The following is a 16964-nucleotide window of genomic DNA, read 5'->3' as shown; positions in this document are numbered from 1 at the left end:
CGGGCGTACCATGCGACCTTCGGTCGAACCCTCCAAGCTCCAATCCTCAAATCACAAGCGCCTTCAGAAGCCGACCTTTGACCGCCCTCATCGAATTCACACTGCCCGCTAATCCCGCACGGGTGCAACGGAAGGGCCAGCTTGCTCGCGTTTTACGTGGCCTTCGACATATTGAACAAAGTCGTCACCGTGGTTCTTTCGGTTGCCGATCCATCCTGATGGCGACCTTCGCCCGGCCTCAGCCGCAAACCAGGCATTCCAGTCCTTCCATGCATTCTCCTTCAAAATGCCTTCGTTGTAGGCCGTCCACGTTAGCTCCCAGCTGTCATAGAAGATATGCTCGTATGCCAAGAATCGCGCGGTGTCTGCTGCCGTGAGGCCTTCCGGATCATTAGCCACCCTGACCAAGATGTCGGCGATGTCTTTATTCTCTATCAGGAGGCGATCCATCTCCAACATTCTGTCGTAGACGATGGTCTGGACATCGGTGCTGGTAAGGTTTCGCGAACGGCGGAATTCACTCGCCGCATAGACGAGAGAGACCACGACTGCCAGAGCAGTGATTATTTCGGCCAACGATACAGCCGTCTGCAAGCTAATTCTTCGCATAAAACACCGCCGGAAGATTACCCCCTTGACATCTGCACGTCAAAGGGACTGCGGACTTCAGGAGATGCTGTTGCCGTCAGGTGCAGCCGCTCATCGGGCAGAATCGTGTTTACCTCGATGTCGCAAGAGAAGCCAAGCCGAAATCGATTGAGTCGGGACAATCCATGCCGCCATCAACAGGCCCCACCCCACTACGCCGTACCGTAGGGCTGTCTCCGTTTCCCAATAACCGTCGCGCTCCCACCAAGAAAGCCATGGTTTCGGTGACCCGACCAAGACCCGAGGGACGACCACGCCCCGCGAGTGTCTTTCCATGAGCAGCAGCATGGGTCCCGGTGCAAAAGCCCCGCTCCCCTGGGGCATTTGGCCCGGGCATTGTGGCTCCAGGCCGGTGGCGGCGGGTCACAGCTTCGGCATCCCTCCTGCTTAGAAAAATAGCCTGGAGAGAAAAAATGCGATTCAAAGCTCTTTATGTTTATGCGGTTTGTCTGATCTTCGTCGCGGCGAGCGCTCCCGCGTGGGCGCAGGGGCCGGGAAACGGGCCGGGTCCAGGACCCGGCCAAGGCCCCCCAGACGACTTCCCAGGATTCGCCGGCCTTCCGGTGGAGCGAAACCTCGTGCTTCCCCAGGTGGCTCTGGGCCAAGAGGTGGTAACCACCCTCGTCCTCAGCAACATGGGGCTGCCCCAGCGCTTGCACTGGCTGCCTCAACCTGAAGACGTTGCCTTAAAAGGAACTATTCGCTTCTTCGATCCCCAGGGAGAGCCGCTGACCGTGATTCCCGAAGGCGGCCAAGCCACCCAAGCCGTCGCCTTTGAACTCGGCGCGGCCGAGGCGGTCTTCCTGGCCCTGTCCTCCGAGGCTCCGTTGCAGACCGGGTGGGCTCTCATTGAAGTCGAGGATGGCGACAGCGACTGGGGATTCATGGACGGGCGCATACCTTTCCGGGGCGAGCGGCTGATGGCCACCGCCTATTACACGATCAAAGACGGACAAGGCGTCCTCACACAAGTGGGCGTCGTTCCAGCGACCTTCCAAAGAGGCCTTTTCCAGCACCTGCTGATGCCGGCACAATTTGGATCTGGCCTCAATACGGGGGTGGCCTTGGTCAATGTGGACGACGAGCCTTTGGAAGCCGAGATGGTGCTGCGGTCCGGCGATGGAAGCGTTCAGCTCATGACCAGCATCATGCTCCAGCCCGGCCAACAGCGCGCCCGTTTCATCGACGAGTTGTTTTCCGGCTTAGAAGAGGGCTTTCAGGGCGTGTTGGAAGTCCACAGCGATCGCTCGGGACTGATCGCCTTGGGACTGCTCAGCAACCAGGGCATTCTTACCGCCGTCCCCACCCGCCATTTCGGCACTTGGACGCAGCACGGACCGATGATGCCCTAAAACCCGCCCGCACGGCTAACCCTTTTGCAACAAGGTCCCACTATCCCGACGTTTTATGTCGAGCACTCGGATCGTATCCCCCTTCAACCCACGGCTTCCTGCAGGGCCTCGGGTCGATTAGACTGTAGGGTGAGGGGGAGAGGAGGTGGAGCGTGGCGCGCATTATCGAACCTTTCCGCATCAAAGTCGTGGAGCCGATCGGGCTGACCGATCGGGAAGAGCGGGAGCGGCTGCTGGAGGAGGCGGGATACAACCTGTTCCGGGTGCCGTCCGACGCTATCCTCATCGACTTGCTCACCGACAGCGGCACGGGCGCCATGAGTTCCGCACAGTGGGCGGCGATGATGCGCGGGGACGAGTCCTATGCCGGGAGCCCCAGCTTCCGGCGCTTCGAGTCGACCGTCAAGGAGATTTTCGGGTTCAGGCACGTCATCCCCACCCACCAGGGACGCGCCGCCGAGCGCATCCTGGCCGCCACGCTGGTCAAGGAGGGCGACGTCGTCCCCAACAATACCCATTTCGACACCACGCGGGCCAACATCGAGGCTCGCGGCGCCCGGGCGCTGGACCTTCCCTGCCCGCAATCCCGCGATCTGCAGGCCGAACACCCGTTCAAAGGGAATATTGATCTGGAGAAGCTGGAGGAAGCCCTGGAGGAATACGCCGGGCGCATCCCCTTCGTCATGATGACGGTCACCAACAACAGCGCCGGCGGTCAGCCCGTCTCGATGGAGAACATCGTATCGGCCTCCCGGATGTGCCGCCGACGCGGCATCCCCTTCTATTTCGACGCCTGCCGCTTCGCCGAGAACGCCTATTTCATCCGCAAGAGAAGCCCGCAATACGCTGACAGGGACTTGGCCGAGATCGCCCGCGAGATGTTCTCCCACGCCGATGGGTGCACCATGAGCGCCAAGAAGGATGGCATGGCCAACATCGGGGGATTCTTGTGCAGCAACGACGACGCCGTGGCCCGCCAGGAGAGGGAGTTGCTGATCCTCACCGAGGGCTTTCCCACCTACGGGGGCCTGGCGGGGCGCGATTTGGAAGCCATCGCGGTCGGCCTGCGCGAGGCGCTCGACCTGCACTACCAGGAATACCGGGCCGCCTCCACCTCCTACCTGGGACGCGGGCTGTCGAGCCGGGGCATCCCCATCGTGCAGCCTCCCGGAGGCCACGCGGTCTACATCAATGCCGCAGGCATGCTGCCCCACCTCCCCCGCGAGCGCTACCCCGGGCAGGCCCTGGTTATCGAGCTGTACCGCCACGCCGGCATCCGTTCGGTTGAGATCGGGTCGGTCATGTTCGGCAGGCGCGACCCCGACAGCGGAGAGGAGTCCTACGCCGATTCCGAACTCGTGCGGCTGGCCATTCCCCGGCGGGTTTACACCAAGAGCCAAATCGACTACGTGGTGGAATCGATCGGCGAGGTCTTCGAAAAGAGAGACACGGTGCCTGGCGTCCGCATCACCGAGCAGCCCAGATCCCTGCGCCACTTCACCGCCAGTTTCGAGTTGGCGTAAGCATCCTTGGATAAGCCCTGGATAAGCCGGGTTGAACACTGTCGATCATTCTCCCTCTCATCACGCCAACCGTGATCCCAGACCGGCGCGCCTACTGGGCCTCTACACGGGTTCTGGGCTCTGGGGATGGGGAGCACGGGAGTGGAGCGCGGCCACCTAGGTGAGATCGGCAAGAATCTCTTCGCAATCTTGAGTTTTCAGACCGAGGCTGTAGAATATCGCTTGTTCTCAGTCCATCCGGTTCATCAGTCTGAAAGGGTCTGGGAAATCAGATTGCCGCTTGTCTCGTGAAAGGCCTCAAATGCTACTCGTCACGGATCTCGACAACACCCTCTACGATTGGGTGACCTATTTCGCGCGTTCCTTCCAGGCGATGCTGCGCGAACTCGCCCAGCAGCTTGAACTTCCCGAGGAGCGGTTGGGCAAGGAGTTCAAGGCGGTCCACCAGCGTTATGGCAATTCGGAACAGCCCTTCGCGGTTCTGGAGCTGCCTGCGGTGCGCGAGCGGTTGCCCGGGCGCTCGCGCTATGAGCTGCTGCAGGCGCTTGAGAAGCCGCTGGCCGCCTTCAAGGAGGAGCGCAAGCGATCACTACGATTGTATCCCGGAGTCAGCGAAACGCTGCAATCTTTGGACGAGGCGGGCATTACGATAGTAGGCCACACCGAAGCGTTGGCCGTCAGTTCCTATCATCGACTGCGGCTTTTGGGCGTCGATCATTACTTCAAGCACCTCTACGCTCTGGACGGTGAATTGCTGCAGCACCCCGATCCCGAACGCGGCGAGGAGCTTAATCCTCCCCAGGGCTTGGTGCGCGAAGTTCCCCGCGTCGAACGCAAGCCCAATCCGGAGCTGCTCAGGGATATCTGCGCGAGGGAAGGCGTGGACAAGTCGAAGTGCTGGTATGTGGGCGACAGCCTGACGCGCGACATCAGCATGGCCAAGCAGGCCGGGGTCCAAGCGGTGTGGGCCCGGTACGGGACCGAGTTTCCCGCGCGGCACTGGAAAACAGTGGTCGAGGTCACTCACTGGACCGAAGAGGATGTCGAGCGGGAGAGGCGCCTGAAGCAGTTGTTCAGCCAGGTCCAACCCGATTTCACCATAGACAGCTTCGCCGAACTCAAAAGGCTCCTGGCCCTTCCGTCACTCCCCTCGACAGCGGCTGCCGCCGGCTGATTATCGGCTCGTTTGGCCAGGCTGGTTTCCCTGCCCGGTCGACAGGCAAACTCCACATGTCAGGTTCACTCTGCTCTTATCAGGCAAATCGACCTGATCGGCGGGGCGGAAGACTCCATTTTCATAAACTTGCGCTACTCGCCGCCTAGTGGTTCAATGCCAACAATCGCAGCTAGGTGATGAATCCTAACAACATCGAAAAAGGGGAGGTCGTTATGAAACACCGAATCTGGGGTTGCTCGATTCTGGCGCTTTTGGCCGTACTCGTCCTTGCTCCCGCTCAGGTCGTTGGGCAAGACGAAGCCGTACTCGAGGTCGTCGCAGTGGACACCCACGGGAAAACCGCGGAGTACATCGCTTCGCTCGAGCCTCTTCTCAAGCGCCTGAAAGAAGTGGCTCCGAAAACAGAAACCAAGATCTACGAAGCCGATCTATCCGGGGAATTCACCGGGACCGTCTACGTCACGATCCGCTATCCGAATATGGAGTACATGGCCCAAAACCGCGCCAAGGCGTTTTCGGATCCACAGTTCACCGAAGCGCTGCAAGCTGTTGCGGCCACCGGACGGACGATCATCTCGCGCTCACTGCTCGTCGACCGGACTCCTTAGGCACGGTAAGCCCCTCGTCTCTCCCGCCGCCTACCTCGGGGAGAATCGTCTCTCCTTGATGATCCGGGCTATTCTTGACTCCTGTTTGTCAAGACCACTTTACACTTGGTCAGCCCCAGCGCCTTCTGCGCGGTCCGTTCGCCGCTCAATTCGGGATCTAATGGGGCAGGAATTGGACAATTTCCAAACTTTGTTGTAGAGAGGAGGGCGCATGAACGGTCCCCGGCAAGAGGAGGTCCGCAAGGAAGCGCCCCAGACCCCGGCAAGCGAGCCGCAAGAGGCTGGAGTGGGGGTGCCGCTTTTGTCGCGGGGACGGTTGCCCTCCTGCCGGGTCGGCTCGCTTCCCAGGCCGCCGCGCTTTTGGAGGCTGGTGGGGCCGGGAATCATCATGGTGGCGACCTCGCTGGGATCGGGCGAGATCTACTTCTGGCCGGGGATCACCATGCAGCATGGCTTCACCCTGCTTTGGCCGGCCCTGATTGCCCTCAGTCTGCAGTACGTCCTCAATACCGAGTTCGCCCGCTACACCATCGCCACCGGCGAGACCATCATCACCGGCTTCGCCCGCCTGTGGGCGCCTCTGGCCTGGGTCTTCCTGGCCTGCTCGACCCTGCCCTGGCTGTGGCCGGGCTGGAGTACGGGAGGCGCGACAGCGCTGTCCTGGGTGTTGGGAGGACAGGTCGACGTAATCGCCGCCGCCTCGCTGGTCCTCATCGGAATCGCCCTCACCGGTACCCGAGTCGTCTACAAGACGGTGGAGCGGATCGAGATGATCCTGACCGTCTTCGTCATCGTGTCGGTGGCGCTGGTGGCAGTCCTGGTCGTGAAAGCACCGACGCTTGGAGCCTTCGCGGAGGGCCTGGGGACTTTCCCCACCGCGATTCCCGAAGGACTCGACATCGCCACCCTGCTGGCCGCGCTGGCCTTCTGCGGCGCCGGCGGTTCCGTCAACCTGGCCACCAGCCACTGGATCCGCGACAAAGGATTCGGAATGGCGAAGCTGGTACCCAAGGTGACCAGTCCGCTGACCGGAGAAAAGGTGGCCGTGGCATCCGAGGGCTATTTCTTCAAAGCCGACGAGGAGAACCTGAGCCGCTGGAAGTCGTGGTGGAAGCTGGCCAGGCGCGAGCAGTTGCTCAGCTTCTGGTTGACCGGGGCCTTCGGCCTGATCCTCCTGATGCTGATCTCCCACGCCCTGCTCTACGGCCAGGACCTGGAGATCGGCATGGGCATGCTGCAAGCCGAAGGAGCGATCCTGGGACAGAACCTGGCCGCCGGCCTGCAGACGCTCTTCTATCTGATGGTGGCGGCCATCTTCTTCACCAGCGAGATCGGAGTGCTGGACCACGTGGCGAGGGTATCAGCGGATATCATCAAGACCAACAGCCCCATAATCCGAAACTCGTCCAGCCGCTACCTCAGCGAGAGCGCCCTTTACTTCTTTGTGCTCTGGCTGATGATCTTCTTCGCCATCGGCGTGATCTTCGTGGCCGACATGACGGACACCCCGACCCTGTTGAGAATCGCCGGGTCGCTGTCCGGCATCGTCATGTTCCTCTACTCGGCCTTGGCCATCCTGCTGATGCGGCGGCTGGCCAGCCAGGTCGCCGCCTCCGACGAACGCTTCCGAAGCGACAACCCCTTTCAGCTTCCCCTGTGGCGCCTCCTGGGCCTGATGGTGGCGACGCTCTTCTACGGCGGGTTCTCCTTCCTGCTTATCGCCAACATCGCCCGCACCCTGACCGGATGACGGGTCACTCTTCGACCTTGATGACTCCCTTCATGAAGGGGTGCGGAGTGCAGGTGTAGGTGAAGGTTCCAGGCTTGTTGAAAGTGACGGAGGCTCGCTGGTTTTGGGCGATGTTCCCGGTGTCGAAGCTGCCGTCATCGGCCGTTGCGGTGTGGGGGAAGGGATCTTCGTTGATCCAGGTGACGGTGGCGCCGACTTTCACCGTCAGCGTCTGCGGACTGTAGGCCAGCATGTTGATCCTGATGCTGTTCTCAGGCAAGTCGGCGCTGCCTGGAGCCGGTTTCATGGGGGCGCTTCGTGAAACGGCCTTGAGCGTCGGATAGCCTTCCACATAGACCCAATCGTTTCCCTTGGCCGGCAGATGGCAGGGAAGACACTCCTGGCGGTAGTCCCGGGTAACGCTGACCTGGGGATTGTCGGCGCTGAACAAGGCCCAGCCCCATCCGTCACCCCAGATCGGGTTGTCTTTGAAGCGGCCCCGGGCGTCCTTGACCATGACGAACCAGATCTGGTTGTCGGCCGCCCAACTGGCATGCCCGGTGGTCATCCGGGCCGATCTGCTGCTTCGGACTTCCTTGACCAGGGTGGCCCCGTCGGGAAACTGCTGGTGCCGGATGAAATGTTCCACCGAGTCGTTTTCCGAGTAGACCTCGTGGAAAGAGAGTCCTCCCTCCTCGGGGACCACCCAGTCGCCTAAATGCGACCAGGTGGTCCTGAAGTCCTCAGGGAGGCCGATGTTGCCCTGGGCATCAACCCAGGGCGAGAAGGATTGAGGGGGCTGCTGCTGGGGGCCGGGGGCAAATGCCCCCGCGCCCAGACTCAGGACGAATGCAAACAGGATCGTTCTTCTCATGACAAGTCCTCCCTTGGGACTTTCGGAGTTAGTGCGAACGGGCAGCGCGCAGAACTGGATAGTACTGACTGAATACCCAGTCCTCGGCCGCGTTCTGCTGGTGGCAGGAATTGCAGGTGGCCGTAGGCTGGATGCTGGCCTTTGCCTTCAGGGGGTAGCTGTGGCCGTAGCTGAAGTAGGCCCAATAGCCGGGTTCGTCGGGGAAACGCCTGGAGTCTTTGACGGCCACTTCAAGACCGGTGAATTCACCCATGAAGTATCCCTTGCCGCTAGGCGCCGCCTTCGATCCCACGCTCACCAGTTCCTTGACGAGGGCGGTTCCGTCCCGGAATTTCCCGGTGCGCGCGTAGTGGTCGAGATCATCAGGGTGGATGTAGACATTGTGAAACTCGGGAAAAGGGGCCTCGGGGGGATTCAGGTCATTGGGCGTCAGCGGCGTTCCAATGTGAATCCAGTTGCGGAAGCTGAAATCGGGACGCTGCAACTCGTTGTCGGCCGTGAAATTCAGCTTCTCCTGCCGAGGTGACATCCCCTGGGGCGCCGTCCCGGCCAGGGCCGTCAAAACGCCCGCCGCCGCAAAGCCGAGAACCAGCACAAAAAGGAAGAGGATCGGGTTTCGATACTTGCGATTCAGTCTCATTTCTTCATCTCCTTCAAGTCGTGGGAGCGCCGCTGGGCGCCGCCCGTATCTGTCAGCCATCCGGCGTCCAGTACGTCGGACGCCCCCTTGGACTCACCCCATGAGCGTGCGTTTCGCGGACGGGGACTGGCGGTCAGAAATCGGACCAGGACCGGTTTCCGGCAGCTCACTCAACAATGCCGGGAGAGAGGCCGGGAGCCGCCGCTTCGGGGCCGTGGCGGGCCGCTCCTGGCCCGCTCCGGCCGGGTTCTGTAGGACAATCCACCACACCAGAAAGGGAGAGTTTCCGACAAGCAGGGCAGCAGGGCCCGTTCTATACTGAGGGAGCGATGAGCAAGGCCGCGCGTGGAATATCGATGCCCGAAGAGACCTTTGCCGGCGACTTCATGTCGACCGTCATGGGCCAGGTCGTGATGAGCCTCGAAGGTCGTCTGATCCGCGTCAATCCCTCCTTTTGCAAGTTGATCGGCTATGCCGAGAAGGAGCTATTGGGAAAGTCCTTCGCCGAGGTCACCCATCCCGACGACTTGCCCGAGGGACGCGAGCTTGTCAATCGCATGCTGGCCGGTGAGATCGACAGCTTTCGCCAGGAAAAGCGCTACTTGCACAAGGACGGACACAATGTTTGGGTCCTGCTCAGCGCCACCCTGGTCCGGGACGACGACGACAAGCCCCTCTACTGCCTGGCCCGCATCCAGGACATTTCGGAACGCAAACGGGCCGAGCAGGCGCTGGAAGAGAAAACCGCCCAATTGCAGGCCCTGACCGATGCCATGATGGGCTACCTGGAAAGCGGCGACTTAGCCAAAGCCGCCGGAGCCATCCTCGATGAGGCCCTGTGTCAGACCCAGAGCGAGTACGGTTTCGTGGCCGCGGTCATGGACGGGCCCGATCTGCGCATCCTGGTCCACAAGGGCTTCAAGTGGGACAAGACCGTCAACCGCGAAATCTACGATGCAGCCCACCGCCACCTGCAAGAACACGGCTACATTCCCTTCGCAAAACTGGACAACATGGCCGGCCGGGTCGCCGCCCACGGCGAGGTGGTCCTGGCCAACGCACCCTCCAAAGACTCCAGAGCTGCCGGACTTCCTGCCGGGCATCCGCCGCTGAACAGTTTCCTGGGCGTTCCGGCGATGAAAGGGGAGCAGGTGGTGGGAATGATCGGCGTGGCCAACCGGCCCGGCGGTTATCAAAGCGGAGACCAGCAAAAAATCGCCATCCTGACCAACGCCCTGGGCCTGCTCTTCGACAACTACAGGCGGGCGGAACGCGAAGCCGGGCTGGAGGCCCAGCGCAAGCAGGCTGAAAGCGAGCTGAAGGAAGCCTACGATCAACTGGAAGCCCGCGTCGAGAAGAGGACGGCCCAACTTTCCAAGGCCAACAAGGCTCTCGAAGAGCAAATCCAGGAACGCCGGCGAGTGGAAGCCAAGCTGCGCGAGAGCGAGGCGCGTTTCCGCAGCGCTTTCGAGCACGCCGCCATCGGTATGGCCGTGGTCACGCTCGAATTCAGATTCCAGCGGGTCAACCGCGCCCTTTGCGAAATGCTGGGTTACACTGCTGAGGAACTCACCGGCAAGACCTTCCAGGACGTCACCCATCCAGACGACCGCGAGAGCGGCCGAGAACTCGTGGAGAAAGCCTTGGCCAGCGAATTCGATTCCTTCCGCATGGAGAAGCGATACCTTCACAAAGAGGGCCAAGTGAGACGGGTGTTGCTGGCGGCATCCCTGGTTCGCGACGCTGACGGCAATCCTCTCTACTTCGTCGGCCAGCATCGGGACATCACCGAAAGAAGGAAGGCCGAATCAGAGCTGAGAACCTCCCACGAGGAACTGCGGCGTCTCTCCCGTCACCTGGTTTCAGCGCGGGAAGAAGAGCGAAAACAGATCGCGCGCGAGATCCACGATGAGTTGGGTCAGGCCCTGACGGCCCTCAAGCTCGACCTTTCCTGGATGGAGGAGGAGTTGGCGGCCGATCAAGAATCGTTGTCGGCCCAGGCGCGGGGCATGTCCAACCTGGTGGACGAGACGATCCGGTCCTTGAGGAGCATCCTGACGGCCCTGAGGCCGGCCATTCTGGACGATCTGGGTTTGGCGGCAGCCGTGGAATGGCAGACTCAGGAATTCCAGGAGCGGACCCGGATTACCTGCCATCTCGACTGCAGCGCCCATGAGGTCGAACTGGACCAGGCGCGGGCCACCGCCGTATTCCGCATCTTCCAGGAGGCGCTGACCAACGTCGCCCGCCATGCCGAGGCAACCCAGGTGCACATCAGGCTGGAGGAGGACGACGGAGAACTGTCGCTGACCGTGCGCGACAATGGCATGGGCATCAAGAAAGGACGGAGCGGCGCAAGCAACACCTTCGGAATCCTGGGAATGCGCGAACGGGCGTTGCTGCTGGGCGGCCGGCTTGAGATCGCGGGAGAAGAGGGCTCAGGCACCACCGTATCATTGCGGGTTCCCCTGGTGGGTGGCGTAGAGCCGCAAACGACATGATCAAAGTTCTTGTTGCAGATGACCATCCGGTGGTTCGGGAGGGTCTCAAAAGGATCATCGAAAAGGATTCCGCCATGCTGGTGGCAGCCGAAGCCGGAACCAGCCAGGAAGTGCTGGACCGGCTGGTGGCGCAACTCCCGGACGTCGTGCTGCTCGACATCAACATGCCGGGACGGGGAGGCCTGGAGGTGCTTCAGCAGATCAAGCTCCACTACTCGTCTCTGCCAGTGCTGGTGGTCAGCATGTACCCCGAAGACCAATACGCCACCCGCGTGCTGCGCGCCGGGGCAGCCGGCTACCTGACCAAGGAGAGCGCTCCCTCACAACTGGTCAACGCCATCAGGAAAGTCGTCCGCGGCGGAAAGTACGTGAGTCCGACCCTGGCCGAAAAGCTGGCCATCGACCTGGGGACGGAATCCAAACTTCCCCATGAATCCCTCTCCGACCGCGAATACCAGGTGCTCTGCCTGCTGGCTTCCGCAAAGACCGTCTCGGAAATCGCCGACGAACTCTCGCTCAGCATCAAGACCATCAGCACCTACCGAACCCGCATCCTGGAAAAGATGGATCTGAAGAACAACGTCGAATTGGCCCGTTACGCTTTGAAGCACGGCTTGGTCGATTGATCCCTGCCCGCCCCAGCCGCGGCTTTGTAGGACCTGAACCGACGATTGTAGGACTCGTCCCGATGCCCGCAGGCCAAAAATACTATGAGACAAGGAGCTTTTCGCCGATACCGTTTTCCTTCTCAGAGGCCTATGCTGCTTACCCATGGAGAAAGCAGTTGACCAAGCCCTCGAGAGTGCACTTGTTGCTCGCTTGAAGCGCCGTTCACCTGAGGCCTTCGAGGAGTTGGTGGCTCTTCATGCCCGCCGCCTTCAATCGGTGGCAATGGGCATTCTGCACAATGCCCAGGATGCGGAAGACTGCGTGCAAGAGACTTTTCTGAAGGCGTTTCAATCCATCTCCGGCTTCCGGGGGAAGGCCTCCCTCTCCACCTGGCTTTACCGCATAACTACCAACCTGGCCCTCTCTCAGCTTCGCAAGGAGCGCCGCAATCGGGTTGTCGACATGGAGTCCGATCTGCCCGCAGCGCACGACCGACATCCGGCCTCCGTCCGTGATTGCAGCAGCATACCCGAGACAGCGCTGCTGGGACGCGAACTGGCGGATCAGGTACAGAAGCTCATCAACCAGTTGCCCGAGCACTACCGGAAACCGTACATCCTCAAAGATCTGGAGAAGCGAACGGAAGCCGAGGTCAGCCGGACCCTGGGGCTTTCCAAATCCGCCATCAAGTGCCGCGCCCATCGGGCCAGGGTCTTCGTCCGCTCTCGACTGGAGAAACGTCGCTTGGGACCGGCACCATCCAACCTTGCCGCAAGCGTTTGGGCGTCATTGGATGCGCGCTCGGTTCCCGCAATGAGGAGAAATCATGGCTAGCTCCCCGATTCAAGACGATTCGCTGATCCGGGCGGACAGGATGTGGCACCTGAAAAGGTCCTCCCTGGTGGGTGACGTTTCCGACCAGGAAATCGAGGCCATCGCCGAGGCCTGCACGGATCAGATCTATCCCCGAGGCGCCCAGATCTTCCAAGAAGGCGACCCCGTCCGCTACCTCTACATACTCAACCGGGGATACGTTCAGCTTTCTGTCGGAAAAGAGGCCCCGCGGCAGAAAGTCCTGCGCATCTTGAAGGGCGGCGAAGTCTTCGGGGAAGAGATACTGGGCCGGCAAACGGCTCATCAGGCAACAGCCACGGCTTATCGGGAATGCTGGGCGTCCCTGCTGCCGCGAGAGAAGCTCCTGGAGCTGATTCGCTTCAGACCCGCCCTGTCGCTCAACCTCATCCGAATCCTGACCCACAAGCTGTGGGAAGCTCGCACCGATCTGCAAGACGGCGCCCTTGATGCCCGGCAAAGAGTGGCCAAGACGCTGCTCAGGCTGGGAGACCTGCACGGCCAACCGATCTATTCCGAAAAGAGGCTTCGTAAACTCAGCATTCCCATCAGCCATCGGCGGCTGGCCGCAATCATCGGCGGCTGCCGGCCCCATATCTCCGCCATCCTCTCCGAATTCAAGAAATCGGGGATGTTGGAGTACCAGGGACGCAAGATGCTTCTCGACATGGAGAGCCTGCGCCAGAGCCTGCAAGGGGAGCAGCCCGAGCCGCTGACAGCCAACCGGTCTGCTTGATCACAGAACTTTGCCAACCTTTTGGCATGATGGTGCGTCTTAAAGGTATAACTCGCCGGGAGCTGAGCCGCTTAGCGGCGGGAGGCGTGTATGCCTTACCGGCTCTCGATCTACTTCTTGCTTCTTTCCCTGGGCCACACGGCCCTCTCGGCGCGCGGCCTCAACGAGCTTCCCCAGGAAGACGGAAGGCAGACTCTCGTCATCCGTGTCCTCAACCAGGATGGCCGGCAGATAAGGGCTCCGGTGCGCGTCACCATGGTGGCGGCGCGCGGTGCGGGGCGCCACAGCCTGCTTCTCAGCGACGGACGCGTGGGACGCATCGTATTGCCTCCGGGCGACTACAGCCTGCGAACCGACGCCGAGGGATTTCGGGAGGCTGAGCAGACGCTGCGGCTGGCCGGCCTGGCGGCCTCGACCCATTACATCGACCTGCGCTTGCTGCCTGCTGCCAAGGCTGAACCCGCTGATGCAGCGCCCGTCCACATCGAGGAACTGCTGATTCCGCCCAAGGCCCGCAAGCACTTCCTGAAAGCTCAGGAGGCGAGCGATGCGGGCAACTACGAGAAGGCACTCAAACACCTTGCAAAGGCTTCCAAGCATTGCCCAAAGTGTCCTCAGGCCCACAACAATCGAGGCGTCATCTATTTGCGCCTGTCGCGTTGGCAAGAGGCCGAAGAGGCCTTCCGGCAAGCCTTGCAGCTCAAGCCCGACAGTTCCCGCGCCTTGCACAACCTGGCCCTCCTGCTGCGGGCCCAGCAGCGAGATGAGGAGGCTGAAGAGATACTCCGCCGCTTGGCCCAAGCCCCGGATCGGAAAGACGGGACCCGGTGAATCGGCGGTGTCAGAGCGCCTTTCGAAAGCAGCGCACGAGGCCCACGTCAGTGAAGCCCAGGGACTGGTGGGCCGAGGCGCTGACATGGTTGTCGGGGTAGGCGTCGGAAGCGAATTCGCTGCAGCCTTGAGAGCGGGCCCAGGACTCCGCGGCGGCGATCAGGGCGCGGCCCACGCCCTGCCTGCGCCGCTCCGGCCTGACGTACCAACCCTCCAGGTAGGCAACCGGTGAGGTGCTGCAGCCCTCGGCATGGGGCCGCAGAGACAACTCGGCGAACCCGGTGAGGCGTCCGCTGCCATCTTGGGACACCAAGACAACCCAGGGATGGCGGGGAAAGTCACCCGCAAAGAAGCGCTCGATCTCCTCCCGATGCTCGGCCTCCGCTCCTTCAGGCCAAAGTGCACACCGCATCCGCAGCCAAGCACCAGCGTCTCCAGGTTCCACTGCCCGCACCGTCATGATTGGACAAGTTGTGGCATTCTTCAGAACTGTGTGTCAAGTCTAGAAATCCCATGGGACGAATCGTCCACAATAGCAATCGAAGCCGGAGAAATGTCAATTTTCGCCGCGTCGAGACGAGGTCCGAGAGTATAGGATTACAGCCGTGATGCGCACGGCGTTTGGCATTGGAATCATTTTGTTTACATTGGGAAGCTCTGTTGCCGCCCAGTCGATCAGGGTTTTCGTGACCGACAGCGCCAGTCGGACGGCCGAGATCATCGAGGCCGTCAATCGCCGCTGCCCCAGGGTCGCCGTGTCCGAGTCACCCCGGCAAGCCAGCTTCGTTGTGCAGGTCGACCGTGTAATTGCGGCAGGTCTCCAAGAAGAAGACAACGAAGTCAAGATTTCCAATCCGTCCGGGGACGTCATCTACAGCAATTCAGCCGACACCTTGGAGCGCACTGCCGACAACGTATGCGGCGCCATCTTGGACTGGGTGGATGAGCGGGGGATTCCTCAGGCTCTCGAGGATACGGCTTCCGGCGAGGAGTCGGCCCCGAGTCAGCCGTCGCCATTCGCCGACGTCGAATGGGGTCCCAATGGAGAAGGGGCTTCCAGGGAGATGGCAGAAGCGGCCTGGCCGGAGCCGGAAGCGCCCATGGGCGTTCGCGAAGAGGCGTCGCAGCGGGACCAGCCTTCCCAGGAGAAGCCTGTACAAGAGCCTGCCAAGCCGGCCCAGAGACCCGCGGCGCAGAGCAGATCCGGCGACCAGGCTCAAGAGGAAGAAGGCGACTCGGCAGCCGAAGAAGAGGACGCCGAGGCGAAAGAGTACTGGGAGAACATGGTGGAAGGTGGAATCGTCATTCTCCTCGGCGCCCTCGGCTTGGTGTCGCTGGTCACCGCAATAGTGGCTACCGTGAAGAAATCTTGGAGCGATCTGGCTTTCTCCCTCATTGGATTCGCGGTCGTATCCATCGCTCTCGTGGCCCTCATTTACAAACCCGACGTCCTGGCCTGGCTGGAGTACCTGGGCTCGCTCATCTAAGGAGGTTTCACCGGCCCGGCCAACTTCTCGTACCTCGAATATGGATCGCCGCGCCCCTCAGGAGTGAGATCGAGCAGGTTCCATGGCATCCTGACATCTTCACTCGAGGAAGACGCAGCCGCCCTGCTCGGCGTAGTCGCGGAAGAGTTCACGCCAGACGTGGAATTCTCCGCCCTCCTGGCGCTGCTCGATCATCTGCTCGGCCAGGAACAAGGGCAGAAAGAGGTCGAGCAAGCGGGGCGGCAGGTTCATCTTCTGGCAGTAGCCCAGCAAGAAGCGCTCGACGTGCTCCGACAGCCAGCTTCGTTCCAGCAGTGTGGTGCGGAAGGCGGGACGGGGATGGGCCCATTGGCCCCGCTTCCAGGGGAAGCTGAGTCCATAGCTGACGGCGAAGAGGAAGAGGTCGGCGAAAGGCAGGGCCCGCGTCTTGAAGTCTTGCCACCCCACCACCTTGGCCCGCCCCTCGTCAAGCAGGACGTTGCGCACCCAGAAATCACCGTGGGCGGCTGTCAAGGGGATCCTTTCCGAGCGCAGTTCCCAGGCCAGATGTCCCAGGTGCTCGATCATGGCTCGTTCGGGCGCCGACATCCTGACCTGGCGCAAATGGAGTAGAGCGGCGCCGATGCGCTCTCCAACCTCGTCCTGCTGGACCCGGGCGTCCTCGACCCAGGAGGCTTTCTGGAAGCGCACCAGCCAATCCAGTGCGGTTGAGAAATGAGTCCCCGCCAGTTTCCGCCTCGACCAGGTGCTGCGCAGTTGGAAGTACATCGAGCGTCCCGCTTGGAAGGGCTCGGCAAGGAAGGCGAAGTCCTCTCCCTCTACATACATGGAGCGGGGAGGCAGCAGCGACTTGGCGCCCGAGGGAAGATGAGCATTGAGCCGCTGCACCGCCTCGAATTCCTGACGCAGAAGACGGCAACAGTCCTGCCCGCGCGGGCAGGCTTTGACTACGGCAAAGGGCTTTTCTCCGCCCTCGAAAAGAAAGAGCGTCCTGGCCTGAGGACTCAATGCCCCTCGATCTTCGGCGATGATGATCGAGTTCAGCCGGCGACCGAAGAGGGAGCGGGTGTCGAGGGCCTCTCCAGCCGCTTCCATCAGTTGGGGGCCCAGAATGTCGTCCAGCGTCCTGACACGTCCCTTCTTGAGGACTCTCTCGGGCCCTCCGGCCGCCTCGGGCATGCGGCAGGCCAGGGACTTACGCAGAAACTCAGGAAAGGAATGAGGAAAGTAGAGAGAGTCGAGAAAAAATCGCAGTTCATTGCGCCGTTTGAGCGGAATCCAGAAGCGGCCCTGCTTCAGGTATTCTTTCGTGCCCAACTTGTACCACTGCCCCGAATGGGCCTCCACCAGGTGAACTTGATTGCTTCCGTCGCTGACCTGAACCAGCATTCACACTC

General features: G+C 61.4%; 16 protein-coding genes. 11 read left to right on the top strand and 5 right to left on the bottom strand.

What is annotated here, in order from left to right; translation table 11 throughout:
- Positions 1 to 108: 108 nt before the first annotated feature.
- On the bottom strand, positions 109 to 594 hold the full coding sequence (locus VLU25_10210) for a hypothetical protein (GenBank protein HSR68304.1): 486 nt from the start codon (positions 592 to 594) through the stop codon (positions 109 to 111).
- Positions 595 to 1211: 617 nt separating this feature from the next.
- Between VLU25_10210 and VLU25_10205 the strand changes: the two genes are divergently transcribed.
- The 5 genes from VLU25_10205 (at position 1212) to VLU25_10185 (ending at position 7058) form a co-directional block, all read left to right on the top strand.
- Positions 1212 to 2000, top strand: coding sequence for a hypothetical protein (locus VLU25_10205; protein ID HSR68303.1), 789 nt, complete (start codon positions 1212 to 1214; stop codon positions 1998 to 2000).
- A 152-nt stretch (positions 2001 to 2152) separates the two neighbouring features.
- Positions 2153 to 3523 (top strand): tryptophanase, encoded by a 1371-nt coding sequence (locus VLU25_10200; protein HSR68302.1) that lies wholly within the window; start codon positions 2153 to 2155, stop codon positions 3521 to 3523.
- Between the two features lie 301 nt (positions 3524 to 3824).
- Positions 3825 to 4697 (top strand): HAD-IA family hydrolase, encoded by an 873-nt coding sequence (locus VLU25_10195; protein HSR68301.1) that lies wholly within the window; start codon positions 3825 to 3827, stop codon positions 4695 to 4697.
- A 215-nt stretch (positions 4698 to 4912) separates the two neighbouring features.
- Positions 4913 to 5308, top strand: a complete 396-nt coding sequence (locus VLU25_10190; GenBank protein HSR68300.1) for a hypothetical protein — start codon at positions 4913 to 4915, stop codon at positions 5306 to 5308.
- Between the two features lie 211 nt (positions 5309 to 5519).
- Positions 5520 to 7058 (top strand): Nramp family divalent metal transporter, encoded by a 1539-nt coding sequence (locus VLU25_10185; protein HSR68299.1) that lies wholly within the window; start codon positions 5520 to 5522, stop codon positions 7056 to 7058.
- 4 nt (positions 7059 to 7062) lie between these two features.
- Here VLU25_10185 and VLU25_10180 read toward each other — a convergent pair whose 3' ends face one another.
- Together VLU25_10180 and VLU25_10175 are read right to left on the bottom strand one after the other, a co-directional pair.
- Positions 7063 to 7911, bottom strand: coding sequence for a cytochrome P460 family protein (locus tag VLU25_10180; protein HSR68298.1), 849 nt, complete (start codon positions 7909 to 7911; stop codon positions 7063 to 7065).
- A gap of 28 nt (positions 7912 to 7939) precedes the next feature.
- The gene (locus VLU25_10175) at positions 7940 to 8551 is read right to left on the bottom strand and encodes a cytochrome P460 family protein (GenBank protein ID HSR68297.1); all 612 of its coding nucleotides are present in this window, start codon (positions 8549 to 8551) and stop codon (positions 7940 to 7942) included.
- Between the two features lie 356 nt (positions 8552 to 8907).
- Here VLU25_10175 and VLU25_10170 point away from each other — a divergent pair, with 356 nt between their 5' ends.
- The 5 genes from VLU25_10170 (at position 8908) to VLU25_10150 (ending at position 14080) form a co-directional block, all read left to right on the top strand.
- Complete coding sequence (locus VLU25_10170) at positions 8908 to 11052, top strand: PAS domain S-box protein (GenBank protein HSR68296.1); 2145 nt, start codon at positions 8908 to 8910, stop codon at positions 11050 to 11052.
- Positions 11049 to 11678 carry a response regulator transcription factor gene (locus VLU25_10165; protein ID HSR68295.1) on the top strand — a complete coding sequence of 210 codons (630 nt, stop codon included), beginning with the start codon at positions 11049 to 11051 and terminating at the stop codon, positions 11676 to 11678. Before VLU25_10170 ends, VLU25_10165 begins: the two co-directional genes overlap by 4 nt.
- 145 nt (positions 11679 to 11823) lie before the next feature.
- Positions 11824 to 12495, top strand: coding sequence for a sigma-70 family RNA polymerase sigma factor (locus VLU25_10160; GenBank protein HSR68294.1), 672 nt, complete (start codon positions 11824 to 11826; stop codon positions 12493 to 12495).
- Positions 12488 to 13249, top strand: a complete 762-nt coding sequence (locus VLU25_10155; protein ID HSR68293.1) for a Crp/Fnr family transcriptional regulator — start codon at positions 12488 to 12490, stop codon at positions 13247 to 13249. The genes VLU25_10160 and VLU25_10155 overlap by 8 nt, the downstream gene beginning before the upstream one ends.
- 90 nt (positions 13250 to 13339) lie before the next feature.
- On the top strand, positions 13340 to 14080 hold the full coding sequence (locus VLU25_10150) for a tetratricopeptide repeat protein (GenBank protein HSR68292.1): 741 nt from the start codon (positions 13340 to 13342) through the stop codon (positions 14078 to 14080).
- Positions 14081 to 14090: 10 nt separating this feature from the next.
- Here the strand turns inward: VLU25_10150 and aac(6') are convergent, their stop codons facing one another.
- A complete protein-coding gene (gene aac(6') / locus VLU25_10145; GenBank protein ID HSR68291.1) occupies positions 14091 to 14540 on the bottom strand; it encodes an aminoglycoside 6'-N-acetyltransferase in 450 nt (149 codons plus the stop codon).
- 148 nt (positions 14541 to 14688) lie between these two features.
- Between aac(6') and VLU25_10140 the strand changes: the two genes are divergently transcribed.
- Positions 14689 to 15567: a hypothetical protein gene (locus VLU25_10140; GenBank protein HSR68290.1), complete on the top strand. Its 879-nt coding sequence runs from the start codon at positions 14689 to 14691 to the stop codon at positions 15565 to 15567.
- A 99-nt stretch (positions 15568 to 15666) separates the two neighbouring features.
- Here VLU25_10140 and VLU25_10135 read toward each other — a convergent pair whose 3' ends face one another.
- A complete protein-coding gene (locus tag VLU25_10135) occupies positions 15667 to 16956 on the bottom strand; it encodes a hypothetical protein (GenBank protein HSR68289.1) in 1290 nt (429 codons plus the stop codon).
- Between the last annotated feature and the right edge of the window lie 8 nt (positions 16957 to 16964).

The organism is Acidobacteriota bacterium, from assembly GCA_035471785.1.
Classification (GTDB): Bacteria; Acidobacteriota; UBA6911; order RPQK01; family DATIPO01; genus JANQFM01.
The sequence above is the reverse complement of the archived record's forward strand: the minus strand, read 5'-3'. Positions and strand labels throughout refer to the sequence as shown.

Bases quoted from the DNA above. Each gene is read 5' to 3' on its own strand.
- VLU25_10195 (HSR68301.1), top strand. From the start codon at position 3,825: ATGCTACTCGTCACGGATCTCGACAACACCCTCTACGATTGGGTGACC.
- VLU25_10155 (HSR68293.1), top strand. From the start codon at position 12,488: ATGGCTAGCTCCCCGATTCAAGACGATTCGCTGATCCGGGCGGACAGG.
- VLU25_10140 (HSR68290.1), top strand. From the start codon at position 14,689: ATGCGCACGGCGTTTGGCATTGGAATCATTTTGTTTACATTGGGAAGC.
- VLU25_10180 (HSR68298.1), bottom strand. From the start codon at position 7,911: ATGAGAAGAACGATCCTGTTTGCATTCGTCCTGAGTCTGGGCGCGGGG.
- VLU25_10185 (HSR68299.1), top strand. From the start codon at position 5,520: ATGAACGGTCCCCGGCAAGAGGAGGTCCGCAAGGAAGCGCCCCAGACC.
- VLU25_10190 (HSR68300.1), top strand. From the start codon at position 4,913: ATGAAACACCGAATCTGGGGTTGCTCGATTCTGGCGCTTTTGGCCGTA.
- VLU25_10160 (HSR68294.1), top strand. From the start codon at position 11,824: ATGGAGAAAGCAGTTGACCAAGCCCTCGAGAGTGCACTTGTTGCTCGC.
- VLU25_10175 (HSR68297.1), bottom strand. From the start codon at position 8,551: ATGAGACTGAATCGCAAGTATCGAAACCCGATCCTCTTCCTTTTTGTG.
- VLU25_10135 (HSR68289.1), bottom strand. From the start codon at position 16,956: ATGCTGGTTCAGGTCAGCGACGGAAGCAATCAAGTTCACCTGGTGGAG.
- VLU25_10165 (HSR68295.1), top strand. From the start codon at position 11,049: ATGATCAAAGTTCTTGTTGCAGATGACCATCCGGTGGTTCGGGAGGGT.
- VLU25_10170 (HSR68296.1), top strand. From the start codon at position 8,908: ATGCCCGAAGAGACCTTTGCCGGCGACTTCATGTCGACCGTCATGGGC.
- VLU25_10150 (HSR68292.1), top strand. From the start codon at position 13,340: ATGCCTTACCGGCTCTCGATCTACTTCTTGCTTCTTTCCCTGGGCCAC.